The sequence below is a fragment of the Duganella sp. OV510 genome, from assembly GCF_900100205.1.
GTDB lineage: Bacteria > Pseudomonadota > Gammaproteobacteria > Burkholderiales > Burkholderiaceae_D > Rugamonas.
In genome coordinates, this window is record NZ_FNEQ01000002.1 from 334,922 (window position 1) to 361,289 (window position 26,368).

At 63.1% G+C, this 26,368-nt stretch carries 23 protein-coding genes; 11 read left to right on the forward strand and 12 right to left on the reverse strand.

What is annotated here, in order from left to right:
• Window positions 1-65 precede the first annotated feature (65 nt).
• From BLS51_RS08630 to BLS51_RS08640, 3 genes are all read right to left on the reverse strand, one after another.
• On the reverse strand, window positions 66-2,603 hold the full coding sequence (locus BLS51_RS08630; RefSeq protein WP_090181583.1) for a TonB-dependent receptor: 2,538 nt from the start codon (window positions 2,601-2,603) through the stop codon (window positions 66-68).
• Between the two features lie 139 nt (window positions 2,604-2,742).
• Window positions 2,743-3,711: a LysR substrate-binding domain-containing protein gene (locus BLS51_RS08635; protein WP_090181580.1), complete on the reverse strand. Its 969-nt coding sequence runs from the start codon at window positions 3,709-3,711 to the stop codon at window positions 2,743-2,745.
• A 58-nt stretch (window positions 3,712-3,769) separates the two neighbouring features.
• Entirely contained in the window at window positions 3,770-4,684 is a 915-nt protein-coding gene (locus BLS51_RS08640; protein ID WP_229208060.1) for an SMP-30/gluconolactonase/LRE family protein, read from the reverse strand.
• Window positions 4,685-4,902: 218 nt separating this feature from the next.
• Here BLS51_RS08640 and dgoD point away from each other — a divergent pair, with 218 nt between their 5' ends.
• The 5 genes from dgoD to araH are packed head-to-tail and all read left to right on the forward strand — an operon-like array spanning window position 4,903 to window position 12,215.
• A complete protein-coding gene (gene dgoD, locus BLS51_RS08645; protein WP_090181576.1) occupies window positions 4,903-6,051 on the forward strand; it encodes a galactonate dehydratase in 1,149 nt (382 codons plus the stop codon).
• On the forward strand, window positions 6,051-8,639 hold the full coding sequence (locus BLS51_RS08650) for a beta-galactosidase (protein WP_090181571.1): 2,589 nt from the start codon (window positions 6,051-6,053) through the stop codon (window positions 8,637-8,639). Before dgoD ends, BLS51_RS08650 begins: the two co-directional genes overlap by 1 nt.
• 29 nt (window positions 8,640-8,668) lie before the next feature.
• Entirely contained in the window at window positions 8,669-9,640 is a 972-nt protein-coding gene (locus BLS51_RS08655; RefSeq protein WP_090181569.1) for an arabinose ABC transporter substrate-binding protein, read from the forward strand.
• 2 nt (window positions 9,641-9,642) lie between these two features.
• The gene (araG, locus tag BLS51_RS08660) at window positions 9,643-11,238 is read left to right on the forward strand and encodes an L-arabinose ABC transporter ATP-binding protein AraG (protein ID WP_090181567.1); all 1,596 of its coding nucleotides are present in this window, start codon (window positions 9,643-9,645) and stop codon (window positions 11,236-11,238) included.
• Window positions 11,235-12,215: an L-arabinose ABC transporter permease AraH gene (gene araH / locus BLS51_RS08665; RefSeq protein WP_090181565.1), complete on the forward strand. Its 981-nt coding sequence runs from the start codon at window positions 11,235-11,237 to the stop codon at window positions 12,213-12,215. Before araG ends, araH begins: the two co-directional genes overlap by 4 nt.
• Before the next feature lies 1 nt (window position 12,216).
• Here the strand turns inward: araH and BLS51_RS08670 are convergent, their stop codons facing one another.
• Both BLS51_RS08670 and BLS51_RS08675 read right to left on the reverse strand, forming a co-directional pair.
• Complete coding sequence (locus tag BLS51_RS08670) at window positions 12,217-13,389, reverse strand: FAD-dependent monooxygenase (RefSeq protein WP_090181563.1); 1,173 nt, start codon at window positions 13,387-13,389, stop codon at window positions 12,217-12,219.
• A 52-nt stretch (window positions 13,390-13,441) separates the two neighbouring features.
• On the reverse strand, window positions 13,442-14,206 hold the full coding sequence (locus BLS51_RS08675) for a helix-turn-helix domain-containing protein (RefSeq protein WP_090181560.1): 765 nt from the start codon (window positions 14,204-14,206) through the stop codon (window positions 13,442-13,444).
• Between the two features lie 154 nt (window positions 14,207-14,360).
• Here BLS51_RS08675 and groES point away from each other — a divergent pair, with 154 nt between their 5' ends.
• From groES to BLS51_RS08695, 4 genes are all read left to right on the forward strand, one after another.
• Window positions 14,361-14,651: a co-chaperone GroES gene (gene groES, locus BLS51_RS08680; protein ID WP_026637491.1), complete on the forward strand. Its 291-nt coding sequence runs from the start codon at window positions 14,361-14,363 to the stop codon at window positions 14,649-14,651.
• Between the two features lie 46 nt (window positions 14,652-14,697).
• Window positions 14,698-16,347 (forward strand): chaperonin GroEL, encoded by a 1,650-nt coding sequence (groL, locus tag BLS51_RS08685; RefSeq protein ID WP_090181558.1) that lies wholly within the window; start codon window positions 14,698-14,700, stop codon window positions 16,345-16,347.
• Between the two features lie 83 nt (window positions 16,348-16,430).
• On the forward strand, window positions 16,431-17,582 hold the full coding sequence (locus tag BLS51_RS08690) for an MFS transporter (protein WP_229207506.1): 1,152 nt from the start codon (window positions 16,431-16,433) through the stop codon (window positions 17,580-17,582).
• 37 nt (window positions 17,583-17,619) lie between these two features.
• Entirely contained in the window at window positions 17,620-18,048 is a 429-nt protein-coding gene (locus BLS51_RS08695; RefSeq protein WP_090181554.1) for a VOC family protein, read from the forward strand.
• A gap of 47 nt (window positions 18,049-18,095) precedes the next feature.
• Here BLS51_RS08695 and BLS51_RS08700 read toward each other — a convergent pair whose 3' ends face one another.
• From BLS51_RS08700 to BLS51_RS08715, 4 genes are read right to left on the reverse strand one after another with little or no spacing between them, the layout of a single operon-like run.
• Window positions 18,096-18,518: a DUF7684 family protein gene (locus tag BLS51_RS08700; RefSeq protein ID WP_090181551.1), complete on the reverse strand. Its 423-nt coding sequence runs from the start codon at window positions 18,516-18,518 to the stop codon at window positions 18,096-18,098.
• A 29-nt stretch (window positions 18,519-18,547) separates the two neighbouring features.
• Window positions 18,548-19,429, reverse strand: coding sequence for an SMP-30/gluconolactonase/LRE family protein (locus BLS51_RS08705; RefSeq protein ID WP_090181549.1), 882 nt, complete (start codon window positions 19,427-19,429; stop codon window positions 18,548-18,550).
• 16 nt (window positions 19,430-19,445) lie between these two features.
• Window positions 19,446-20,069 (reverse strand): 2-dehydro-3-deoxy-6-phosphogalactonate aldolase, encoded by a 624-nt coding sequence (locus BLS51_RS08710; protein ID WP_090181547.1) that lies wholly within the window; start codon window positions 20,067-20,069, stop codon window positions 19,446-19,448.
• On the reverse strand, window positions 20,066-20,965 hold the full coding sequence (locus BLS51_RS08715; RefSeq protein ID WP_090181545.1) for a 2-dehydro-3-deoxygalactonokinase: 900 nt from the start codon (window positions 20,963-20,965) through the stop codon (window positions 20,066-20,068). The genes BLS51_RS08710 and BLS51_RS08715 overlap by 4 nt, the downstream gene beginning before the upstream one ends.
• A gap of 216 nt (window positions 20,966-21,181) precedes the next feature.
• Here BLS51_RS08715 and BLS51_RS30155 point away from each other — a divergent pair, with 216 nt between their 5' ends.
• Window positions 21,182-21,760, forward strand: coding sequence for a hypothetical protein (locus BLS51_RS30155; protein ID WP_229207505.1), 579 nt, complete (start codon window positions 21,182-21,184; stop codon window positions 21,758-21,760).
• On the opposite strand, the gene BLS51_RS08725 is transcribed toward BLS51_RS30155, so the two are convergent.
• The gene (locus BLS51_RS08725; RefSeq protein ID WP_090181543.1) at window positions 21,757-22,995 is read right to left on the reverse strand and encodes an MFS transporter; all 1,239 of its coding nucleotides are present in this window, start codon (window positions 22,993-22,995) and stop codon (window positions 21,757-21,759) included. The two genes, BLS51_RS30155 and BLS51_RS08725, sit on opposite strands and share 4 nt — an antisense overlap.
• The gene (locus BLS51_RS08730; RefSeq protein ID WP_229207504.1) at window positions 22,992-23,519 is read right to left on the reverse strand and encodes a PadR family transcriptional regulator; all 528 of its coding nucleotides are present in this window, start codon (window positions 23,517-23,519) and stop codon (window positions 22,992-22,994) included. Before BLS51_RS08730 ends, BLS51_RS08725 begins: the two co-directional genes overlap by 4 nt.
• Before the next feature lie 180 nt (window positions 23,520-23,699).
• Between BLS51_RS08730 and BLS51_RS08735 the strand changes: the two genes are divergently transcribed.
• A complete protein-coding gene (locus BLS51_RS08735) occupies window positions 23,700-25,793 on the forward strand; it encodes a TonB-dependent receptor (RefSeq protein WP_229207503.1) in 2,094 nt (697 codons plus the stop codon).
• 11 nt (window positions 25,794-25,804) lie between these two features.
• Here BLS51_RS08735 and BLS51_RS08740 read toward each other — a convergent pair whose 3' ends face one another.
• Window positions 25,805-26,287, reverse strand: coding sequence for a winged helix-turn-helix transcriptional regulator (locus BLS51_RS08740; protein WP_229207502.1), 483 nt, complete (start codon window positions 26,285-26,287; stop codon window positions 25,805-25,807).
• Window positions 26,288-26,368 lie beyond the last annotated feature (81 nt).

The window sequence follows — 26,368 nt, forward strand, 5'->3', positions numbered from 1 at the left end:
AAAAAGCGGAGCAGCGCCATCACGCACCGCTCCGCAAAACCACGATAAAAACTTTTCAGCGCGCTTTACAGCTTGAAGGACAGGCCCAGGTTGTAGCGGCGGCCGAACTCGGTCACTTCCTGTTGCAGCGGATTGTTGGCGCTGGTGTAGACAGCCTTCTGGTTGGTCAGGTTGTCGATGCCGAAGCGCAGCTGGATGTTAGGCGTCAGTTGCTTGGCCAGGTTCAGCGTCACATAGGTTTCGGCGTCGTTGACCAGCAGCTGGCCGGCGCTCCAGGTCGGGTTGCGCACGAATTCGCTGTGGTAGTTGGCCGACAGGCGCGCTTCGTAGCCTGCCTTCTCGTACCACAGGGTGATGCCGCCGTTGTGCTTCATCAGGCCCTCGACCGGGAACGGATTACCGACTGGCACCTGTTCACGGATCGAGCTGTTGGTGTAAGCGTAGTTGCTGGCGATGCCCAGGCCATCGAACGGCGCCGGCAGCGAGGTGAATTGCTGCTGGTAGGCCAGTTCCAGGCCACGGATATTGCCGCCTTCGCCGTTCACCGAACGGGTGATGTTCTCGCTCTGGGTGATGGCAATGTAACGCTGTACCTGTTTGTAGAACAGGCCGGCCGACAGCAGCGAACCTTTGGCGAAGTACCATTGGTAAGCCAGGTCCAGCTGGTTGGCCATCATCGGCTTCAGGTCTGGATTACCGGCGCTGCCGGTCTGCGGCTGGCCGGTGCCCGCCAGGCTCAGCGAACGCGAGGCACGCAACTCGTCCAGCGGAGGACGCGACATGGCGCGCGCCAGGCTGAAACGCAGCTGGTGTTCCTGTGCTTCGTCCAGGTTGAAGATCAGGTTCAGGCTAGGCAGGATCTCGGTGTACGAGGTGCCGCCTTCCACCGGCGCAGGCGTGGCGCCGCCAATCGACTGCATGCCGTAGCTGTCGGTCCTGGTGTGCACCAGGCGCACGCCGACATTGCCGCGATAGGTTTTGCCGAAGGCTTCGCCATCCAGGTCGCCCTGTACATAAGCCGAGGTGCTGCGCTCCTTGACCTTCCAGCCGGACAGCAGGTCGTTAAAGGTCTGCACGCGGCCGGTCGGGTTGGTGGCATTGGCGCCGTAGACCGACGCGATGGTGCCGTCGAAGTCTTTCAGGCCGACGTAGGCAGGGAAGCCGTCCACCTTGACGGTCTCGAAGGCCGACGTTGGAATCGCCTGCGAGCCCATATCCCAGGTGGTCTGGCGGTAGCTCTTCTCGCGGTCGGTGGCGCGGATACCGATCTTCAGGCGGCTGACGATGCTGTTGTCGATCGGACGGGCAGCGCTGACCGACACGGCGTTCAACAGATCCTTCACGTGGCCGTCAGTGTCGACATACAGCGTGGCGGCACTGAAGTTGGCTGGATTGCCGGTGTCCATGCCGAAGCTATAGGACTGGTTCTCGTTGCCGGTGAAGTTCCAGGTGGTCTTGGTGTAGTCGTTGCTCCATTGGCGCACATCGATCCACTGGCTACTGCGCAGCGCGTGCGAAGTCGACAGGTCGGTTTCCACTTTCCAGTCGCCTGCGGTGAACTTGCCATTCAAACCGGTGGCGGCCACGCTGGCATCCTGCTTCCAGCGCGAGTGGTTGTTGACTACCTTGGTCCAGTCGGCGGTGGCGCCGGCAACGTAGCCATCGATCAGGTTGACGTTGGTGTAGTTGCCAAAATTGGCCAAGCCTTCGGTCCAGTGCTGCAACTGGTCTTCATCGATCTTGGTCTGCGCGTAGTAGGTGTCGGCGGTGATCAGCACATCGCTGTTCGGTTTCCACTCGACTTTACCCAGCACGCTGCTACGCTTGTTGTCGCCACGGCGCACGTCATCCTGGAAGCCCCAGGGCGTGCGGTTGGTGGCGGCGCTTTCGTCAAAGCCCCAGTGGCGCACGTTCTTCTGCACCGATGGCTGGTCCTGGTAGCTGAAGGCGATTGCCGCGCCCAGCGTCTTGTTCAGGAACTGGTCGATATAAATGCCGCCCACGCGTGGCGCAGTCTTGTCGGCGCCAGGAATGTCTTTCGAGATCGGGTAGTACAGCGCGTCGGCTTTCAGATTGATCTGGCGGCCGTTGTAGCGCAGTGGCGATACCGTTTGCAGGTCGATGGTGGTGGCGACGCCGCCTTCCACCAGGTCGGCGTTCTGCGTTTTATACACGGTCGCGCCGCTGATCGACTCCGACGGGAACTGCTCGAAACGCACGGCGCGGTTAGGCTCCGACGATGCCAGCTCACGGCCGTTCAGCGTCGCGCCGATGAAGCGCGGGCCCATGCCACGGGCGACGATCTGCGAGGCGTTGCCGCGATCCAGGCCTGACGACAGGCCCGGCAGGCGCGCCAGCGATTCGGCAATGGTGGTATCCGGCAGCTTGCCGATGTCTTCCGACGATACGACTTCCACGATGCTGTTCGACGCTTCCTTCGCCGCCAGCGCGTTGCGCACGGAGGCGCGGATACCGGTCACGTTCACTTGCTGGATTTCGTCGGTGGCTGCTGGTGCGGCTGCCTGCTGTGCGAATGCTTCCTGGACCAGAAGCGGCGAAGTGAAGAGCGTGGCAATCAGCCAGCTCATTTTTTTATGTTTCATTGTGCATCTCCAGTGTTTGTATTAGTCCCGTCTCTGTTGAGGATGTGGACGGATACGCTGGATGCTAACGAAACGTTGATTTTCCAACCAATAGCTTATTTAACGCAGGCCATACCAAGTTCGTATATCAGCCTGCAAGTCAGCCCTGCGTTGGCGCGCGATAGTGAGGATAGATGCTGGCTGCAGCGTCGCGCAGCGCCAGCAGCATGGCGTCGGCGCCGGGCGACAACTGATGTCGCTTACGCGTCACAATGCCGAAGGAATCCATGCTGACGCCGAGGTCGAACGGCAGTATCTTCAGCAGCCCGGCATCCAGATAGGGCTGCACCGCTTCGGCCGGCAGCGCGACGATCATGTCGTCATTCAGCAGCAGGCTGGCGACCACCGGCATGTCCAGCGTCTCCACGGTTTCCGGCGGCTGCTCCAGTCCGTGCGACAGGAACAGCGCGGTCAGGCGGTCGCGCAGGATCGAGCCGGCCGGCGGCAGTATCCAGCACTGGTCCATCAGGTCGTCCAGCTTGAGATTGGTGCGCGACATCAGCGGATGGCTGGCACGCGCGATCAGCAAATGCGGCTCGTCGGTCAGCGGCTCGAAATTCAGTTCATCAGCCGCCTCGGTATCGAGGATGCGGCCGACCACCAGATCCAGCTCGCCGCCGCGCAGGCGCTCGACCAGCACCTTGCTGGTCGACATATTCACTGCGACATGCACGCGCGCGTGACGCTGCTTCAGCAGCTTGATGGCCTTCGGCACCAGGCCGGTGGCCGGCGCCAGCACGGTGCCCAGACCAACGCGGCCGCGCAGACCGGACAGCAGCTCCATCACCTCCTGATGCGCCGCGTCCATCTCCGCCAGCGCAGCGCCGGCGCGGCGTATCAGCACCTTGCCATACCAGGTCGGCGACACGCCGCGCGACAGGCGCTCGAACAGCTGCACCCCGAGCGCGTGCTCCAGCTCCCCCAGCAATTTGGAGGCGCCAGGCTGCGTCAGGTTGGCGGCTTGCGCCGCGTGCGCGATGGAACCATGCCGGCCCAGTTCGACCAGCAGGACCAGGTGGCGGGTTTTCAGGTGGGAGCGAACAAAGCGGTCCGAGCGGGAATCAGTCATATTGTTGATTGGTTTGATTGCCCATCATAAATGCGGGCTGAACCAGCGTCAATCACCGCTATGCGTGCGAAGGCGCCGTGGAAGCGCTACCGCTGTCAATAAACAAGCCATCCGCGACACCGGGCGCCAGGCCGCGCGCCAGATCCGGCGGCAAGCCATACAGGCCGCCCTGCTCGCCCAGCACCAGCAATTGCGCCAGTCCCTCGCCGCCAAACGCCACTGACGCGGCCGCTTCGCGCGCCAGCGCGATCTGCTGCTGGACCTGGCCAGCGCTGTCGTACTGCACCAGTACGCCGCCCTGCACGCTCCAGATATTGCCCTGGCTGTCCGCGATGGCGGCGCCGGCGCCTGGTTCCAACAGATCGGTAAACGTTGTCGTGTTGCTGACCTTGGCGCGTTCGGCGTCATAGTCGCATTGCAGGATGGCGCCAGCGGCGGCGTCGGCACAATACAGGCGGCGGCCGTCCGGACTGAGGGCGATGCTGGCGGCCTTGACCACCGCCGGCAGCGCCAGCCGGCGCAGGCCGTGGCGCTGTGAATACTGGTAAAAGCTGCCGATCGGCCGCTGGTCCTGCGCCGTGTTGGCGGTGCCGAAGACGAAATTGCCATGGCGGTCGGCGCAGCCGTCGCTGATGCTGGTGCGCGGCTCGGCGGCGTCGACGGTAATCAATACCTGGGCCTGCAACGGTCGGCTCGGCTGGCCCGGCTGCGGCAGGTCAACCATGCCCAGCCGCTTACCCAGTCCCAGCAGCAAACGCCCGGATGCGCAGCATGCCATCACGCGTGCGCTTTCCAACATACGCAAGCCACTAGGCATCGCTGGAGGCGCCGGCCAGGCGTATAGTTGGCTGCCTGAGGGGTCCGGCCAGCGCCAACATTGCCGCATAGCATCCCATCGCAGTGCACAACCGGCCTGTCCCACCCGCAGCAACATGATGCCGGGCGTGGAGGTGACAGTAGTGGCTACATTCATGGAAGTCCTGCAACGGTTTTAGACATCGGAAAGTCTAAGGGAATGCGCCATGCCACAGCTATGAATAAACCGCCGCCAGCCATGCCGATATCGGATAGCTGCGGCTTCCGGCAGCTATCCGATAATGATATGGCTCCTTGCGAATTAATCATATTTCCAGTCTAGCGACCGGCCTTAGACTGAGCGCTGTTCCCCGAACTCCACCCAGACCTGACCCTATGAAAATCACAAAACTGACGACCTACCGTGTTCCACCGCGCTGGATGCTGCTGAAAATCGAAACCGATGAAGGCGTCGTCGGCTGGGGTGAACCGGTCATCGAAGGCCGCGCCCGCACCGTGGAGACTGCGGTACAGGAAATGGAACCGTATCTGATCGGCCAGGACCCGTCGCGCATCAACGACCTGTGGCAAACCATGTACCGCGCCGGCTTCTATCGCGGCGGCGCCATCCTGATGAGCGCGATCGCCGGTATCGACCAGGCGCTGTGGGACATCAAGGGCAAGGTGCTGGGCAAGCCGGTGTACGAACTGCTGGGCGGCCTGGTGCGCGACCGCATGAAGATGTACAGCTGGGTCGGCGGCGACCGTCCGTCGGACATCATCGAACAGATCCGCACGCTGCAAAAAGGCGGCTTCAACACCTTCAAGATGAACGGCACCGAGGAACTGGGCATGCTGGACACCTCGGCCAAGGTCGATGAAGCGGTGGCCCGCGTGGCCGAGATCCGCGCCGCCTTTGGCACCACCATCGAATTCGGCCTGGACTTCCACGGCCGCGTGGCCGCGCCGATGGCCAAGATGCTGCTGCGCGAGCTGGAACAATTCCGTCCGCTGTTCGTCGAAGAACCGGTGCTGGCCGAACAGGCCGAATACTACCCGCGCCTGGCCGAGATGACCGCCATCCCGCTGGCGGCAGGCGAACGCATGTACTCGCGCTTCGAATTCAAGAACGTGTTCGCGGCCGGTGGCCTGTCGATTGTGCAGCCAGACCTGTCGCACGCCGGCGGCATCACCGAATGCCTGAAGATCGCCTCGATGGCCGAAGCCTACGACATCACGCTGGCGCCTCACTGCCCATTGGGCCCGGTCGCGCTGGCGGCCTGTCTGCAAGTGGACTTCGTGTCGTACAACGCCGTGCTGCAAGAGCAAAGCATGGGCATCCACTACAACAAGGGTGGCGAACTGCTGGACTACGTCATCAACAAGGAAGACTTCAAGATCATCGACGGCTACTGCAACCCGCTGCCGAAACCAGGTCTGGGCGTGGAAGTGGATGAAGCGCGCGTCATTGAAGCCAGCAAGAACGCGCCGGACTGGCGCAACCCGGTGTGGCGCCACGAAGACGGCAGCGTCGCGGAATGGTAATGTCGCTCCGCCTCCGCACTTGCGCGGCGGTGGTGGCGGCGGTGGTGGCTGGTGTGTTGGCAGCCGCCGCTGCCAACGCTGACACCCTGTCCATCGACGCCAGCGCCGCTACACCCGCCCCGCTCGCCGCCGCGCTGCGCCTCGGCAGCGCCACCGCCCCCAATGGCGACACCCTCGGCGCCAACGCCCGCTACCTGACCCGCAACGGCGCCCCATGGCTGCCGATCATGGGCGAATTCCACTACAGCCGCACGCCCGCCTCGCAGTGGGATGCGGAACTGCGCAAGATGAAAGCGGCCGGCATCGACATCGTCGCCAGCTACGTCATGTGGAATCACCACGAAGAACAGGAAGGCAAATTCGACTGGTCCGGCAACCGCGACCTGCGCCGCTTCATCCAGCTGGCCAGCAAGGCCGGGCTGGACGTGGTGGTGCGCGTCGGCCCGTGGGTGCACGCGGAAGTCCGCTACGGCGGCATTCCGGACTGGGTGGTCAACACCATGCCATCGCGCGGCAACGACCCGCAATACATGGCCTTCGTCGACCGCCTGTACCAGCAGATCGGTCAGCAACTGAAAGGCCAGCTATGGAAGGATGGCGGCCGCGTCATCGGCATCCAGCTGGAAAACGAATACAACATCGATGGCCCCGGCAAGGGCGCCGCGCATATCAGCGCGCTGAAAAAGCTGGCGCTGAAGGCGGGCATGGATGTGCCCTACTACACCGTCACCGGCTGGGACGGCACCATTTATCCAGCGGGCGAAGTAACGCCGGTATTTGGCGGCTACCCTGATGAACCGTGGGGCGTCAGCACCAAGGAGCTGCCGCCGAAAGAGACTTACGCCTTCCGCTTCGACACGCGCGTCAGCGGTGACCTGGGTGCGCAAACCGCTGCCCACGCGCCGGGCACCGCCGAAACCGACAAGGAAGTCACGCCTTTCCTCGGCGCCGAATATGGCGGCGGCCTGCCGTTCATGTACCGCCGCCGCACCGTGGTATCGGCTGACGATATCGCCTCCATGCTGCCGGTGCAGCTGGGTTCCGGCGTCAACCTGATGGGCTACTACATGTTCCATGGCGGTCGCAATCCGCTGTCCATCGGCGGCACCGGCATGGAAGAAAGCACGCTGAGCGGCGGCTACAACGACACCACCATGATCAGCTACGACTTCCAGGCGCCGCTCGGCCCGGACGGCCAGCAGCGCAAGGTGCTGGAGAAGCTGCGCCCGTTCCACCTGTTCACGCAAGCCTTTGGCTCGCGCCTCGCGCCGATGACGGTGCGTAAGCCGGAGGTATCGCCAGCCAAGCCGGATGACCTGAAGACCGCGCGCTTTGCCGTGCGCAGCGAAGGAGATCGCGGCTTCCTGTTCGTGAATAACCATGTGCGCCAGTATCCGATGGCGGCGCAGAAAGCGACGCAGTTTGCCGTCAAGCTGCCAGGCCAGAGCATCACGCTGCCAAGCAAGCCGGTGGACATCGCTGACGGCGCCTACTTCATCTGGCCGCTGAACCTGGATCTGGATGGCACCAACCTGCACTACGCCACCGCGCAGCCGGTGACGCTGCTGGATCAGGGCAAGGCAGGCATGCTGGCGGTGTTTGCCGCCAGCGCCGGCGTGCCGGTCGAGCTGTCGTTTGACGCGGGCGCCAAGCTTGCCGCGCCAGGTGCGCAGATCGCCACTGTCAGCGGCCATACGCTGGTCACTGGCGTGCAACCCGGCGCCGGTACGGCAGTCACCGTGCAGCGTGCCGGCAAGCGCCCGCTGACCATCGTGGTGCTGACGCCGGAACAATCGCAGCAACTGAGCGTGGTGCAACTGGCTGGCCAGAAGCGCCTGCTGCTCAGCGCCGATCAGGCTTACGCCGACGGCAACGCGCTGCAACTGCGTTCGGTTGGCGACAGCAAGTTCCGCTTCGCCGTCTATCCGGCGCTGGCCAGCGCCCCCAAGGCCACCAGCACCGGCGCAGCGTGGAGCGCTCCGGCCGCCAAGGCATCGGCAGCCGCCGCGCGCGCAGCGTCAGGCGCACCATCCAATGCCGGCGCGTACGCGGCAGGCGATGCACAGTCGGCCACCGTTGCCGTGCAGGCAGCAGGCAACGACGGCATCTTCCAGGTCTTTGAAGCGACACTGCCGGCGCGCGAGGTGAAAGCCACCGTTACGCAAACGCGCGAAGCGCAGGAAGCGGCGCCGATCACCATTGGCGGCAACGCCAAGTCAGCGATCCAGCCACTGCCGGAGAATTTCAAGGCCGCCGGCGCATGGCAGATCAACGTCCCGCGCGAGCAGCTGAAAGGCCTCGATGACGCCCTGCTGCAAATCGACTTTGTCGGCGACATCGGCCGCCTGTACTCCGGCACCCGCATGCTGGACGACTGGTATTACAGCGGCTATCAATGGCAGTTCGGTCTGAAACAGCAGGCCGCGCTGCTCGACCAGCCCTTGACCGTCTCCGTACTGCCGCTGCGCGCCGATGCGCCCATCTACCTGCCCAAAGAGGCACGCCCCGATTTCGGCGGCGCCAAGCAGATGGCAACCGTGCGCGGTGTGACGGTGATTCCAGTGTATCAACTACGTATCAACCCATAATAACGATATAAATCGCATGGAGACACGATATGAAACGTACTTTGTTGGCAGCTGCGGCGCTGTGCGCCGCAGCCTGGGCACATGCCGCTGAACCGGTAAAAATTGGCTTCCTGGTCAAGCAGGTCGAGGAGCCGTGGTTCCAGGAAGAGTGGCGCTACGCGGAAGTCGCCGCCAAGGAGAAAGGCTTCACACTGGTGAAGATCGGCATCCCGAACGGCGAAAAAACCATGGCCGCGATCGACAACCTGGCGGCGCAGAAGGCGCAGGGCTTCGTCATTTGCGCGCCGGACGTCAAGCTGGGCAAGGCGATTGAACGCGCCGCCAGGCGCAACAACCTCAAAGTCGTTTCTGTCGACGACCGCCTGGTCGACGGCAGCGGCAAGCCGATCGCATCGATCCCGCACATGGGCATCTCCGGCTACCAGATCGGCAAGCAGGTCGGCGAAGGCATCGTCGCCGAGATCAAGGCGCGCAAATGGAATATGGCCGAAGTGGGCGCCATCCGCGTCGCCTACGACCAGCTACCGACCGGCAAGGACCGCACCACCGGCGCCATCGATGCGCTGAAAGCTGCAGGCTTCCCGGCCGCGAACATCATCGATGCACCGCAAGCCAAGACCGATACCGAAAACGCCTTCAACGCCGCCAACATCGCGCTGACCAAGAACGCCAAGTTCAAATACTGGGTGGCCGTAGGCCTGAACGATGAAGCGGTGCTGGGCGCCGTGCGCGCCGCTGAGGGCCGTGGCATCAAGGCCGACAACATGATCGGCATCGGCATCGGCGGCGCCAAGGCTGCCGAGAGTGAGCTGAACAAGCCGCAGCCGACCGGCTTCTTTGGCTCGATCATGATCAGCGCCAAAGAACACGGTTATCAGACCTCGATCAACCTGGTCAACTGGATCAACGGCAAAGGCGTGCCGCCGGCAGAAGTTCTGACGAAAGGCATGCTGATGACCCGCGCCAACCAGGCGCAGGTACGCAAGGCGATGGGCCAGTAATCATGGCCGCATATCTGGAATTCGACCAGGTCTGCAAATTCTTCCCCGGCGTGAAGGCGCTGAACGGCGTGAGCTTCGCGGCCCACGCCGGGCAGGTGCATGGCCTGCTGGGAGAGAACGGCGCGGGCAAGTCGACGCTGTTGAAGATCCTCGGCGGCCAGTACAAGCCGGATGGCGGGCGCCTGCTGGTCGATGGCACGGAACGTCATTTCACCAGCGCCAAGGACGCCATCCGCGCCGCTGTCGCCATCATTCACCAGGAACTGCAATACGTGCCGGAACTGACGGTGGCGGAGAACGTGCTACTGGGCCGCATGCCAACGCGTTTCGGCTTTCTCGACAAGGCCCGCGCGCATCGCCTGGTGGCGGAGAAGCTGACCGCGATCGGCGTCGACCTGTCGCCGTCCGCGCGGCTGGCGGACCTGTCGATCGCGCAGCGGCAGATGGTGGAGATCTGCAAGGCCATCATGCAAGACGCACAGGTGATCGCCTTCGACGAACCCACCTCCTCGCTGTCGCACCGCGAGACCGACATCCTGTTCCGCCTGGTGAAGGAGTTGCGTGCCGATGGCCGCACCCTGATCTACATCTCGCATCGGCTGGAAGAACTGTACGAACTGTGCGACGCCTGCACCATCTTCCGTGATGGCCGCAAGATCATCACGCATGAGGTGATGGCCGATGTGCCGCGCGACCGCCTGATCAGCGACATGGTCGGCCGTGAACTGAGCGATATTTACGATTACCGCGAGCGCCCGCACACCGAAGCGCGCTTGCAGGTACAAGGACTGAATGGCAAGCACGTCAAAGGCCCGCAAAGCTTCGCCGTCCACGGCGGCGAGGTACTGGGCTTTTTTGGCTTGGTCGGTGCCGGACGCAGCGAGTTGATGCGGCTGCTGTACAACGCTGATGCGCGCACCGCAGGCACAGTGCTACTGGATGGCGTGCCTGTCGCCACAGGCGGCCCGGCCGACGCCATCGCCGCCGGCATCGTGCTGTGCCCGGAGGACCGCAAGGAGCAAGGCATCCTGGCCACCGCCTCGGTGGCGGAAAACATCAACATCAGCGTGCGCCGCAACGACCTGCGCGGCGGCGTATTCCTGCGCCACAAGCGCGAGGCCGCGCTGGCCGATGAATTCATCGCCCGCCTGCGCATCAAGACGCCCAACCGCCAGCAGGAGATACGCCTGCTCTCCGGCGGCAATCAGCAGAAAGTCATCCTGGCGCGCTGGCTGGCCGAGCCGGGGCTAAAGGTGTTGATACTGGACGAGCCGACGCGCGGCATCGACGTCGGCGCCAAGAACGATATCTACCGTATCATCCACGAAGTGGCGGAACGCGGCTGCTGCGTCATCGTGGTGTCCAGCGAGCTGCCCGAAGTGCTGGGCATTTCCGACCGCGTGATCGTCATGCGCGAAGGCGCCATCTGCGGCGAGCTGCCACGCGCCATGGCCAACGAAACCGAAGTGCTGCGCCTCGCCCTGCCCGACGGCGCCACGTCCGCCAGCCCGGCCCCGATCCCCGCACATGGCGCAAACATCGCCACCGCGCCGACTTATATCGAAACGCCTGCCCAACCTACACGGAGCATCGCATGAGCGCGACCCAACTCAATCCTGCCGCTGAGGCCTCGCCGCTGATCTCGCGCCAATGGCTGTCGGACTACAGCATGCCGCTGGCCTACCTGGTGCTGTTCGCCGTGCTGTCGGCGACGGTGGACAACTTCTTCTCCGTGACCAATGTGGTCGGACTGATGCTTTCGGTGGCGCAGATCGGCATGGTCGCCTGCACCATGATGTTCTGCCTCGCCTCGCGTGACTTCGACCTGTCGGTGGGCTCCACCATCGCCTTTGCCGGCGTGCTGGGCGCCATCGTGCTGGAGCAAAGCGGCAGCGTCACCATCGCCGTAGCCGCCGGCCTGGGTGCCGGCGCCTTGATCGGCGCGCTGAACGGCGTGCTGATCGCTTACCTGCGCGTCAACGCGCTGATCGCCACGCTGGCCACCATGCTGATGGTGCGCGGCCTGGCCTTCATCGTCTCCAAGGGCCAGGCGGTCGGCATCAACGACGACAACTTCATCGACTTCGGCGATACGCGCATCTTCGGCATGCCGCTGCCGGTACTGGTGGCAGGCGCCTGCTTCATCGTGTTCGGCGTCCTGCTCAACCAGACGGTATTTGGCCGCAACACGCTGGCCATCGGCGGCAATCCCGAAGCCGCGCGGCTGGCCGGCGTGCGCGTCGAACGGCTGCGCGTGTGGATCTTCCTGCTGCAAGGCTTGATTACCGCGATGGCCGGCCTGATCCTCGCCTCGCGCATCACCAGTGGACAGCCGAATGCCGCGCAGGGCTTTGAGCTGGATGTCATCTCCGCCTGCGTGCTTGGCGGCGTCTCGCTACAAGGCGGCAAGGCGCGCATCTTCGGCGTGCTGATCGGCGTGCTGATTATGGGCACGGTGGAAAACGTCATGAATCTGCTCGACGTCGACGCCTTCTATCAGTACCTGATGCGCGGCCTGATTCTGCTGGTCGCTGTGCTGCTGGACCAGCTCAAGACACGCGGCGAGCGCCGCTGAGTCAGGACACGCCCCACACGCGGCCGGCGATATAAGTCGCGCCGTCGCGTGTCTTCAGCAGATCGCTGAAGATGGCGCGCAAGGCGCGCGCCTCCGCGCTTGGACGCATGATGGCCACCTGCGCGCGCGACCAGTCCAGCACCTGCGCGCCTATCGGATGCCGTTCGGCGTGGTACGTATCCAGCAGCCCTTCCGGCGCATCGCCGCGTAAGGTCGCCGCCAGCTTCCAGCCCAGACTCACCGCGTCGCCGATGCCCAGGTTCAGTCCCTGCCCGCCCAGCGGCGAATGGATATGCGCGGCATCGCCTGCCAGCAGGATGCGGCCGTTGCGGTAACTGGTGACCTGGCGCGCACGGTCGGTCCAGGTGGTGGCCACATGCAGCGCGTGGAGCGTCACGTCAGTTTGCGAGATGCGGCGCAGTACCGTTTGCACATGCTCCAGCGTCAGCGGCGCGCCACTTTGATGGAACGCGCCGCCATCGAAATCCAGCATGGCGAGATAGCCAGGCTGCGATTGGAAGTACATGCCGTCGGGCGTCAGGTTGCGGCCGGGCTTCAGCGTGCCGGGATCGGCAAACGCCACCTGCACGGTGTAACCGGTGAACTCCGGTTCCGTGCCGGCAAACTCAAAGCCGCCAGCCTTGCGCACTACGCTGCGCGCGCCATCGCAGCCGACCAGCCAGCGGCCCGCAAACTTTTGCTCCGCAGTCTGCACCTTGACCACGTCTGCACACTGTTCCACGCCGGTGACGGCGACACCGCGCCGTATCTCGACGCCCAGCGCCAGCGCTCGGCGGGTCAGCACGGCTTCCGTCTCCGCCATCTCCGAAATCAGATTGGTAGGCAGTGCATTCGACCAGCGCGAAGTATCGATGTCGCCGTACAAGAACGGCAAGCCGGCAAAGTGTCCAGCCTGCGCAGAGGCCACATGGCCGAACGGATTCTTGACACGCTTGGGTACCTCCAGCTGATCAAGCAGCCCACGCTGCGCGAACGCCGCAATCGTCGGCGCCGACAGGCCGCGTATGCCGAACGGCATTTGCTTCAACGGCGAATAAGGATCTTCCGCTTTCTCCAGTATCAGCACCGAGCAGCCGGCCGAGGCCAGTTCGCCAGCCAGGAACAAGCCGACCGGGCCGGCGCCTGAAATCATCACATCGTAAGTAGTATTCATGCCGCCAGTCTAAGGACCACAGCGGGGCGACGGCTTGTATAAACGCGACAAATCAGCGTTGCCGCTCGCGCGCGAATGCCGCTGGCGTCATGCCGCTGTAGCGCTTGAATTCCCGGCTCAGGTGAGACTGATCCGTATAGCCGAGCGCCTGCGCCAACGCGGCCAGGCTGGTCTCCGGCTCGGTCCACAAGCGGTTACGCGCCTGCTCGAAGCGCATCAGGCCCGCCACGTCCTTCACCGTATGCCCGGACGACTGCTTGAACTTGCGCTCCAGCGTGCGCACCGTCGCGTGGGCGGCGGCTGCTACCTCGCTGACGGCCAGCGCCCCCTGCGCCGCAAGCATCGCCAACCCGGCTTTATAGATCGTGCTGTCCACCGACGCAGGTTGCGTGTGCAGAAAATACTGTGCCAGCAGCGCCACTGCGTCCTCAATGCGGCCGGCTGCGACCTGCGCCTGGAAAGCGTCCTGCAGCTGCGCCACCGGATGCGCTAGCAGGCGCAAGCCATCTTTGCCGGGCGGCAGGCCGAGCAAATCAAACACCGTCCATGGATAACAGCGGATGCCGATCACATCCAGCCGGCCATCGGTGCTCAGCACCACCGGCTGATTCAGTAGTCCCATCAGGAAGGGCGACGGCAAAGAATTGCCTTCAAGATAACAATTGCCGACGTAGAAAATAATCTCCGCATACCCATCTGGAATGATCTCGAAGTCCCGTCCATGGAATTCCCGGCGGGTATGCCAGAAGCATCTGATGGTGCCTCGCAGCGCTTCAGGTGGCTCAAATTCCCGGTGCAGATCATGCGCTGTAGTCATATCGATACTATTTTGACGTCTTTTTGATGATACTCAAGCCCGGGTGCCTTGAAATGCCCCAAGGTCGACCCTATAATTAGCACTCGATACGGAGGAGTGCTAACAATCCTCTGTTAAACAAACTGTACCATTGTTAATAATTAAGGAGTTTTGTATGAACCTTCGCCCTTTGAACGATCGCGTAATCGTCAAACGCCTCGACCAGGAAACCAAAACTGCGTCCGGCCTGATCATCCCTGATGCGGCCGCTGAAAAACCAGATCAAGGCGAAGTCCTGGCGGTTGGCAATGGCAAGATCCTGGAAGACGGCAAAGTACGTCCTCTGGATGTCAAAGTAGGCGACCGCGTCCTGTTCGGCAAATACGCCGGCCAGACCGTCAAGATCGACGGCCAGGAACTGATGGTCATGCGCGAAGAAGACATCATGGCGATCGTCACCAAGTAATTACTGGTCCGACTGATCCCACCCAACACCTCAAGGAGTAATAAACATGGCAGCTAAAGAAGTTATCTTCGGCGACGCAGCGCGCGCCAAAATGGTTGAAGGCGTAAATGTACTGGCCAACGCCGTTAAAGTCACCCTGGGCCCGAAAGGCCGCAACGTTGTGCTGGAACGTTCGTTCGGCGCCCCTACCGTCACCAAGGACGGCGTATCCGTTGCCAAAGAAGTCGAGCTGAAAGACAAGCTGCAAAACATGGGCGCGCAAATGGTCAAGGAAGTTGCTTCCCGCACCAGCGACAACGCCGGCGACGGCACCACCACCGCCACCGTGCTGGCACAAGCCATCGTGCGCGAAGGCATGAAGTTCGTTGCCGCCGGCATGAACCCGATGGACCTGAAACGCGGCATCGACAAAGCGGTTGCTGCAACCGTTGAGCAGATCGCTGCCATCGCCCGTCCATGCACCACCACCAAGGAAATCGCCCAGGTTGGTTCGATTTCGGCCAACTCGGATTCGTCGATCGGCGAGCGCATCGCTGAAGCGATGGAAAAAGTCGGCAAGGAAGGCGTCATCACCGTTGAAGACGGCAAATCGCTGAACGACGAGCTGGACATCGTTGAAGGTATGCAGTTCGACCGCGGCTACCTGTCGCCATACTTCATCAACAACCAGGACAAACAAGTTGCCGCTCTGGACAACCCGTTCGTTCTGCTGTGCGACAAGAAAATCTCGAACATCCGTGACCTGCTGCCTATCCTGGAACAGATCGCCAAATCGGGCCGTCCACTGCTGATCATCGCTGAAGACATCGAAGGCGAAGCGCTGGCTACCCTGGTGGTCAACAACATCCGCGGCATCCTGAAAACCGTTGCCGTGAAAGCCCCAGGCTTCGGCGACCGTCGTAAAGCCATGCTGGAAGACATCGCTATCCTGACCGGTGGTCAAGTGGTTGCTGAAGAAGTCGGCCTGACCCTGGAAAAAGTATCGCTGGAAGAACTGGGCCAAGCCAAGCGTATCGAAGTCGGCAAAGAAAACACCATCGTCATCGACGGTGCTGGCCAGGCCGCCAACATCGAAGCCCGCGTCAAGCAAATCCGCGTGCAGATCGAAGAAGCGACCTCGGACTACGACCGCGAAAAACTGCAAGAGCGCGTGGCCAAGCTGGCTGGCGGTGTTGCCGTGATCAAAGTCGGTGCTGCCACCGAAGTTGAAATGAAAGAGAAAAAAGCCCGCGTGGAAGATGCTCTGCACGCTACCCGCGCTGCTGTGGAAGAAGGCATCGTGCCAGGCGGCGGCGTTGCCCTGCTGCGCGCCCGCGCGCAAATCCAGGGTCTGAAAGGCGACAACCCAGACCAGGACGCAGGTATCAAGATCGTTCTGCGCGCCATGGAAGAGCCACTGCGCATGATCGTGCAAAACGCCGGCGAAGAATCGTCGGTGGTGGTAGCAGCTGTGCTGGCCGGTTCGGGCAACTACGGCTACAACGCTGCCAACGGCACGTACGGTGACATGGTCGAAATGGGCGTTCTGGACCCAGCTAAAGTCACCCGTTCGGCACTGCAAAACGCAGCATCGATCGCTGGCCTGATGCTGACCACCGACTGCATGGTTGCTGAAGTCACCGAAGACAAACCAGCCGGCGGCATGGGCGGTATGGGTGGCATGGGCGGCATGGGTGGCATGGACGGCATGATGTAATCACGCCGGCCGGCTAAACCAGCCTGCTATCAAAGCCCGCGATCGCTTCGGCGATGCGGGCTTTTTTCTTGTACACTCGCAAGATGTCCTCCCGCCGACGCTCCCTGATCGCCGCCAGCAGCGCCCATGCCGTGCATGACGGCCCCACTGATCTGATCTACGTTTTGCTGCCGATCTGGCAGGCGCAGTTTGCCATCAGCTATGCGATGATCGGCTTGTTGCGCGCGTCGTATTCCGGCGTGATGGCCGGCTTTCAGCTGCTGGCCAGCCGGCTGGCGCGGCGCTGGGGACGCGAACGCATGCTGATCGGCGGCACGGCGCTGGCCGGCATCGCCTACCTGATTGCCGGCGTGGGCGGCGGCCTGCCGCTGCTGTTGTTTGCGCTGATGCTCGGCGGCCTGGGCGCCAGCACGCAGCATCCGCTGGCCTCGTCGCTGGTGACGGATGCGTACGCAGCTGGCGGCAACGTCAAGGAGGCGCTATCTCAGTACAACTTTGCCGGCGATATCGGCAAGACCTTGATACCTGGCGCGGTCGGCTTGCTATTGGTGGTGCTCAGCTGGCAGACCAGCGTGATGCTGATCGGCGCGCTCGGCCTGGGGGCAGCGTTGCTGCTATGGTGGCTGCTGCCGTCGCGCCCCACCGCCGGAAGCGAAAAGGCCAACCGTGTATCGCATGGCAAAGGCTCCGTCAGCGGTCTGCGCGCACTGCTGGCGACCGGCACGCTGGACAGCGCCGTGCGCATGGGCTTCCTGACCTTCCTGCCTTTCCTGTTGAAGAACAAGGGTGCCGGCACGGCCGGCATCGGCATGGCCTTATCGCTGCTGTTTGTTGGTGGCGCGTTTGGCAAGCTGTTCTGCGGCTACCTGGGTGCGCGTATCGGCATGATGAAGACGGTGTGGGCGACCGAGTCGCTGACCTCGCTGTGCATCGTGCTGGCGGTGTGGCTGCCGTTAAGCGGCGTGATGGTCATGCTGCCAGTGCTGGGACTGGCGTTGAATGGCACCTCGTCGGTGCTGTATGGCGTGGTGCCGGAACTGGCCGCAGCAGGCAAGCACGAGCAGGCGTTTGCCTGGTTCTATACCGGCACCATTGGCGCGGGCGCATTGTCGCCGGTGTTATTCGGGCGTCTCGGCGATGCGATGGGCGTATCGGTAGCGCTGTGCGCGCTGGCAGCACTTCTGCTTCTGACGCTGCCGCTATCGTGGCGCGTGCAGAAGGCGCTTGTGCGCTAAAATCTGCGCTCCCATGGACTTCCTTCAGGAGTGCAGCATGGAAACACAGGAATTGCATCGCGGTCGTCTGATCGACCATCTTCAGCTGGTCGTGCGCGACCTGCCTGCTTCGCAAAAATTTTATACCGCTGTGCTGGAGGTGCTCGACATTCCTATCGGCGGCACTGGCGACACCTATTTCTGGGCGGATGAGCTGTTTGTCTCCACGGCGGACAGCGAAGCGGCGCTGGGTGTGCTGACCGGCCGTCATCACCTGGCGTTTCAGGCAAAAGACCGCGCGACAGTAGAAGCCTTCCACCAGGCCGCGCTGGCCGCCGGCGGCAAGGACAACGGTGCGCCGGGCGAACGCCCCTACCATCCCGGCTACTACGCCGCCTTCGTGCTGGACCCGGACGGCAACAACATCGAAGCCGTCTTCCACGGCGACGCCAAACGCAGCGCGCCATCGGTGCAGATTACGTTCTAGGCGTGTGAACTACCGGATGACGGCGCGCATTCCGTCACCTCAAACCATCAAGCGTCGCGGTATTGGGCTTCGAGTTCTTCGCGGCGTGGGGTGTCGGCGATATGGAGAATCAGGGTTTCTTGCAAGTCGGCCGGGTGCGAGGCGCGGTGTCGGGCGAACCAGAAGACTTCTTCCAGGTCGTCATCGTCATGTGCGGTAATCAGCACGCGGCGCTCTTCAGGCACGTCTTCATAGTTGACGGCTTCCAGGGCGGCATCTTCCAGCGCTTCGCGCCACTGCTCGCTGTCCTTGCCCCACGTCAGCGCATACAGGCAGCCGGATTCGATCAGCCAGCGGCTGATGTCCCACATCATCGTCTCCTGCACATCGGCTTCGGCAACGACAACGGTTTTGAACTGGCGCAGGCCTTCCAGTATGGGAAGGTCTGCGTCAGGGCTAAGGTGAAGATATTTGGGAGCTGGGCTTTGCATGGCGTAACGCGATTGCTAAAGCCCGCATTTTAGCCGAAGCGGGCGGCTGGCAGGCCTGGCACGTCGACGCGGACTGCGAATACGGCGCCGGTCAGCGGATGGGCGGCTAGCTGTTCCGGCGTGTTGTCTTCGCTGGCGGTGGTGATGTACAGCGTCTTCAGGTCGGCGCCGCCGAACGTGCAGGAGGCGGGATTGCGAACTGGTACGGGTATCGTGTCCAGCAACTCGCCAGCCGGCGAGTAGCGGCAGACGCGGCTGCCGCCCCATTGCGCGATCCACACGCAGCCTTCGCTGTCGACCGTCATGCCATCCGGCGAACCTTCGCCTTCGCCGAACTGGCGCCACACGCGCGGCTCGCCCAGCGTGCCGTCGGCCGACAGCGGATAGGCGTAGGTGCGGCCTTCGTAGCTGTCGGTGTGGTACATGGTCGCGCCATCGAGGCTGAAGGTCGGGCCATTGCAGATATGGTAGCCGTCATCGGCCACATGCAGCGAGTGATCTTTCTCCAGGCGGAACAGCTTGCCCACCGCCTGCGCGTAATCGGTGTTGTGCATGGAACCGGCCCAGATGCGGCCGGTGCTGTCGACCTTGGCGTCGTTCATGCGCAGGCCGCTGCCTTCGGCAAACGGACGATGCAGGTATTCGATGCGCAGTTCCGGCTCCAGCCACACGCGGGCGATACCGTCACGCAGGCCGGCCATGAAGCCGTCACCGTCGCGGCGCGCGATCAGCCAGCAGATGAAGTCCGGCATCGCCCAGCTGCGGCGCTCGCCGCTGCCGACTTCAATCGCATGCAGCGTCTGGTTTTTCAGGTCGACAAAGTACAGACGGTTCTGTTCCGCCACCCACAGCGGGCCTTCGCCCAGTTGCGCGCCCGCTTGCCACAGGCACTGCACATCATGCTTGCTCATCAGTTCGATTCCGTAGTTAGACGGCCAAGGCACGCCAGGTGTTGACGAAGGCTTCCGCGCGTTCCTTCAGTTGTTCCAGCGTGACGCCCGGCGTGTACAGCGCGCCGCCAATGCCGAAGCCGGTGGCGCCCGCCTTGACCCAGTCGGCCATCGTCTCCGGCGTCACACCGCCCACCGGCCATACCGGCGTACCGGCCGGCAGCACGCTCTTCAGCGCCTTGACGCCACCGTGGCCAACCGACTCGGCCGGGAAAATCTTCAGCGCATGCGCGCCAGCGTCCAGCGCTGCAAATGCTTCGCTCGGCGTGGCCACGCCTGGCGAGCAGTACATGCCCAGGTCGGCGGCGCGGCGGATCACCGCCGGTACGCAGTTCGGCGACACCAGCAAACGGCCGCCCGCTTCGAAAACGGCGTCGACGTGGCCGACATTCAGCATGGTGCCGCCGCCGACCAGCGTGTCCGGCAGGTCCAGTTCGACGATGGAGGCAATCGCTTCCAGCGCGCCAGGGCGGTTCAGCGGCACTTCCAGCGCGCGGAAGCCGGCGTTGTACAGCACTTTGGCGACATCAACCGCCTCGGCAGGGGCCAGGCCGCGCAGAATGGCAACCAGCGGCGTGGTCGGGTGGGATAAAGTAGTCATGGTCTATCCTTGAGGAATTGGGAAACAGCGGTGCAATACACCTGATGTGGGTCGAGCACCGCGCACTTCAAGCCGAAATGTTGGGCGGCGATCTCATAACGCGCCGCCAGCGCCGGCGAACCGATGACGGTGATGCCCTGCCCTTCGGCCGCGCGCGCTGCGGCGGCAAATTCGGCGCCGATCAGCAGGCCGCTGATGGTGGCGGCCGCCTGCCCGGCTGGCGCCGAGCGCGACACCACACCGGCGCGCACGCGGAACAGCGAATTCGATAGCGGCTCATTGCGCGCCGCCTGGGCCAGGCCGGTGGCAAAGCCGGCAGCGTCGGCGGCGTCGCCGGTCAGCATCGCCGACAGCGTGCCGCCCTTCGACAGCATGGCGAACAGTTCGCCGGTCATATAGGTGGCAATCGACTGGATCACGCCGTCGCGCAGCAGCACCCACTTGCTGTGGGTGCCTGGCAGCACAATCCAGCCATCGCGATGGCCAAGCGCGACCGCGCCCAGAAGCTGGGTTTCCTCGCCGCGCATGACGTCGGCGGAAGTACCGTTGCGGTAGACATAGCCGGGCACGATGGTGGCGCGACCGGCCCAGGCTGGATCGGTGACGGCCGCCAGGTGGCGCGGCAGTTCTTCCAGCGGCACTGAGGCGTCGAGGTAGTCGACCTCCTGCCAGCCGGAGGCGCTGCCGACCATGCCGGACATGATCACAGGCACGTCGGCCGGCAGCTTCATCGCCGCCAGCAGGCCGGCCAGCGAGGCGCCGAACTGCTCGCGGCCGCCGACCGCCAGCATGCCCTGGCCATCGTCATGCTCGGCCAGACAGGCGCCGGATTGATCTATCAGATAGGCGCGTCGGTTGCTGGTGCCCCAATCTATCCCCAAAATATGCTTGTTCACAGGCGTGTCCTTTACTCGTGCTGCGTCGATGGTACGGAAAAGCGCCCTCAACAGCCAATGAATTATCTCAACGGAGTAATACCAAAATAGTATAGGATAGCCACGTTTTCATGCCAAACAAACAAGTGAAAAGGCGTAAAAAAGGGGCTAAAGTTGCCCCTGTGATGCCTTTAGTTTAGTATGGCCGACAATAAAATAGTCTCAGCTATCCACCTCATGGAATTAAGCAAGCAGTCCTCCCGCAAACTGGTTATCGCCGGCGTGGCAACGACAGTCGTCGCGCTGGGTTTGGCCGCCTGGTTCAGCCGCGCCCCATCGGTCGAAACCCAGGTCACGGTCAAGGCGCCGGTGACGCCGCCGGCCAGCGCCAGCAGTTCGGCCTCGGTGAAGAAGCCGGCGCCGGCCGCCGTGCCACAGCGTCAGCCGGAGATCAAGGACCCGCCGCCGCCAACTGAACCACCAGCCATCCGCACCAAGGAGCAAGGCGCCGCCGCGCTGATGGCGCTGCCTGAGCTGCAAACCTGGTCGGCCGCCATCGAAAAGAACTCCGGCGGCAAAGCCCACGGCGGCCTGCTGGAATACGATCCGACGCCGCGCAAGCTGAATGGCAAAAGTTACTGGCAGTTCAGCTTCGTCGAAAACAGCACCGAAGCGGCGCTGCGCTGGGAAAGCTTCCTGGTCTCGTCCAGCGACGAGGAAATCCTGGTGGAAGACGCCAGCAGCGACGAGGCCATCAGCCTGGGCCGCTGGCGCCGCGAGAAGCATCCCGGCAAGCGCACTGCGGTCGACAACTAAGCCGCCTTCACCACCGGCGCCGCCGCTACTGGCGCGGCGCCGCGTACCCGCCCTACCCACCACACCGTCATGACGGCCATCCCGGCCGCGATCCAGCCATTCAGCCCGTAGCCGGCGATATGGCCGGAGGCTTCCGTGTGCAAGGTTAGTCCGCCCAGCAAGGCTCCGACGCCAGTGCCCACCTGCTGGATGGCGGCGTTAGCGCTGAGGAAGGCGCCGCGCCGGCCCGGTTCCGGCACTGTGGTCATCAGCGCCTGCATCGGAATATTGCGGCCCGAGGCTAGCACCATGAAGAACGGGAAGAACAGCATCACGCCTGCCAGCGGCATCACCGGCATGTGGGTGATGAACAGCACCGGCAGGATAAACAGCAGCGAGACGATGCGGTATACCTTCTGCGCGCCATAGCGGTCCGACCATTTGCCGATCATGCGCGCGGTGAAGAAGGTCGCCAGGCCGCCGGCCAGGTAGACATAGGTGATCTCGGCCGGCTGCAGGCCGACGTTATTCACCAGCACCGGCGAAATGAAGGGAATCACCATCATGCCGGTCATCATGTTGACCACCGATAGGAAGAAGGCTTTCAGGTGCATCGGCTGCTTGTACAGCGCGATCAGGCCGGGCAGCGCCTGCGACAGCGGCGTGTGGTTCGGCAGGTGACTGTCCAGCGCGGGCAGCACGCGCGCCGCCAACAGCAGGATAGGCAGCGAGCACAGCACCAGGATATAGAACGGCGACGCCCAGCCGTAATGCGCAGCCAGCATCACGCCGGTCGGCACGCCAGCCACCGACGCCAGGCTGAACGAGGTCATCACAATGCCGGTGGCGGCGCCACGGCGGTTGGCCGGAATCAGGTCGCCAATGATGGCCATGACGATGGCGCCGAGGATGCCGCCGGACAATCCGGCAAAGGCGCGCGACAGCACCAGCACATGGAAGTTCGGCGCGGCGGCGCAGGCCAGGTTGGACAGCGTGAACAACGCAAACACCGTCAGCAGCAGCTTGCGGCGGTCGAAGCGGTCGATATACATGGCGGCGGCCAGGCCGGACAGGCCGGCGCACCAGGCATAGGCCGACACCGCACCCGACACGGCGGCCGGTTCGATGGCGAAGGCGCGCATCAGCTGCGGCGCCAGCGGCATCATCACCATGAAATCCATGATGACGGTGAACTGCGTCAGCGCCAACAGCCACAGCACCAGGCGCTCGCGCGCCGGAGTCAGTGGCACACTCATAAGGCGTTGATCTCCTCGACCGCCTTGCGCAGAATGGCGCGGATCTGCTCGATGCGTTCCGGATGGTGATTGCTGGCGCGCGCCTGCTCGATGGCTGCATGCTTCAGATCATGCATGGCGCTGCGCAGGCCTTCGCGGTGCTCGTCGGGATCGGCCAGGCGGGCCAGGATGGCATCGACAAACTGACGGTTCTCGGCCAGGAAAGCCTCGCCTTCCGGCGTGATGGTGTGCAGCTTCTTGTTGCCGTCCGGCGTAGCGACCACGTGGCCCATGTCCAGCAGCATGGACAGCAGCGGATAAATGGCGCCCGGGCTAGGCGTATAGCCGCCACCGGAACGCTGCTCCAGCTCCTTGATGATCTCGTAGCCATGACGCGGCTTCTCGGCAATCAGTTGCAGCACGACATAGCGCATGGCGCCAGCGTCGAACATTTTCGGGCCGCGACCGCGCGGACCGTGGCCGCCCGGATGAGGATGATGCCCATGTGGGCCATGCGGGTGATGATGATGGTGACGATGGAACATGTAAAACTCCTTAAGATATAACTTGTTTAGATATATCTTAACTCATCTCTTGCAAATCTCAAGCATACATTTGTAACTTTTTATTGCGATTGATTCTCATTTGCGACTAGAATCCAATCTTTACGTTTTGCAATCGAGGATGAAATGAGTTTAAGCAGGAAGGCGGTAAGCGTTGCGGTCATGTCCGCACTGGCACTGGCGGCACATGCGGAAGATGAGCAGTTGCAGGTGGTGAAAGTAACCGGCGCCAAGGAGAATACCAATAGCTACGTGCCACGCAGCTCGGGCGGCGCCACCAAAACCGATATGGACCTGAAGGACGTGCCGCAAACCGTCAACGTCATCCCTGCCGCAGTCATCAAGGACATGCACGCCACCTCGCTGCAAGACGTGCTGAAGACGGTGCCGGGCGTCGGCCTGTCCACCGGCGATGGCCAGCGCGACCAGGTGTTCATCCGTGGCTTCACCGCGATTGGCGACCAGTTCGTCGACGGCTTCCGCGATGACGCGCTGTACTTCCGCGACCTGTCCAACATCGAGCAACTGGAAGTGGTGAAAGGCCCGGCGGCAGTGCTGTATGGCCGCGGCTCCTCGGGCGGCCTGGTCAACCGCGTCACCAGGAAACCGGGCGCCGACATCAATGACATCAGCCTCAGCCTGAGCGACCATGCGGGCCGCCGTGGCGAAATCGACTTTGGCCGCGCCGGTGAAACCGTCTCGTGGCGTCTGACCGGTGCGCGCGAAAAAGCCGACAGCTACCGCGACCAGCAATTCCTCGACCGCAGCGCGATTGCGCCATCGCTCGCGCTGCGCATCTCGGCCGACACCAGGCTGCTGTTGCAGGCCGACTATCTGGAAGACCGCCGCCTGACCGACTTCGGCATTCCGTCGTACAACGGCCGCCCGGTCGATGTCGACGCCGGCCAATACTACGGCGCCGCCAACGCCAGCCTGGCCGATTACAGCCAGTCGCGCGTGACATCCTACGCCGCCACGCTGACGCATAAATTCAGCCCTGCCCTGTCGCTGCGCAACGGCTTCCGCTTCTACGACTACACGCTGGATCGCAACAACACCAACATCTCCGGCACCGTCAACGAAGTGGCCGGCACCATGTCGCTCGGCCACGCCAGGCTGGTGCGCAAGGAACATGGCTGGTCCAACCAGACCGAGCTGACGCAGAAACTGGCCACCGGCAGCGTGCAGCATGAAGTCCTGTACGGCATCGAATACGGCGAGCAAAGCAAGGACGCGTTCACCAATGCCGCCGTGGCGGTCGCGAGCAACGTCTCCATCTTCAGGCCGGTGCTGCCGGTGGTCGATCCGGCTCGCCTCGGCCCGCGCACCGACACCTACGGCACGTACAAGACCTCGGCCGGCTATGTGCAGGATGCGCTGGTGTTCAGCGACCAATGGAAAGCCCTGCTCGGCGCCCGCTATGACCGCTTTGAACAGCAATCGCGTCTGCAAAATGCCGCCGGCGTCACCACCGCCAACCTGAGCCGCATCGACACCGCCTGGAGCCCTCGCGCCGGCCTGGTATGGCAGCCGGACCAGCAACAATCGTATTACGCCTCGTGGAGCCGCTCATTCCAGCCGAGCGGCGAAAACTTCGCGCTGGCCGCCAACAATGCCGATCTGGCGCCGGAAATCACCCGCAACGCCGAACTCGGCGGCAAATACGATTTGTGGGGCGGTCGCGCGAATGCGACCGTATCGCTGTACCGCCTGGAGCGCGACAACATCAAGGTGACCGATCCGCTGACCAACCGCATCGTCCCGATCGGCAAGCAGCGCTCGGATGGCCTGGAGCTGACCTTCAACGCCGACCTCGGCAACGCATGGAAGGTCATGGCCGGCTACGCCTATACCGACGCCACCATTATAGAATCGTTGGCGATCGACACCAGCGTCAACCAGGCTGGCACGACGACGGCCGCGCGCATACCGGTGCAAGGCAAACGTGCGACGCTGACCTCGCGCAACAGCGGCAATCTGTGGCTGACGAAAGAACTGGGCTATGGCTTCCGCACCGGTGGCGGCATCAACGCAGTCGGCAGCCGTTTCGCCAATCCGGGCAACACGGTGACGCTGGCGGGTTATGTGACGGCTGACGCGATGCTGGCCTACCAGGCGGCGAAGTATGAAGTGCAGCTGAATCTGAATAACATCGGCGACACCGGCTACATCGTCTCCGGTCACGGTTCCAGCCCCAACCTGAGCCAGCCAGGCGCACCACGCAGCATCGCGCTGACGCTGCGCTACAAGCTGTAGGCCATTACAGCTTATTCCTCGCCCAGCACGCGCTGATTGCGGCTGTCGATGACAGCAAGCGTGCTGTCGGTTGCGCCGGGGCCGGGCAGCAGGCGGATGTCGCGGTACGAAAGTAGCGCGCCATCGGCCGAACGGATATCCACCGGCTGCACCGCTTGCCCGGTGCGCTTGTCGGCCAGCGTCAATAGCGGTTTGCCATGAGCGGTGCGCCAGCGGTCGCCCCACTGCATCAAAGCCACCAGCACCGGATACAGTTCCTCTCCCTTGCGCGTGAGGCGATATCCATTGGTGTTGACCCGGTCCGGCGCCGGAAAAGTTTCCAGTATCCCATCCGCCACCAGCTGGTTGAGCCGGTTGGTCAGGATGTTGCGTGCGATTCCCAGGCCATGCTGAAATTCGTCAAAGCGCGTCTTGCCCATCGTGCATTCGCGCACGATTAAAAGCGTCCACGCATCACCAACCTGATCCAGCGACTTGGCGATCGAACAGTTCATTGCATCCAGGCTTTTTCGTGTCATGCAAAAAGTTTAGCAAAATTAGTTGCGTTACGCAACTCGGTAAAATATAGTTGCGTA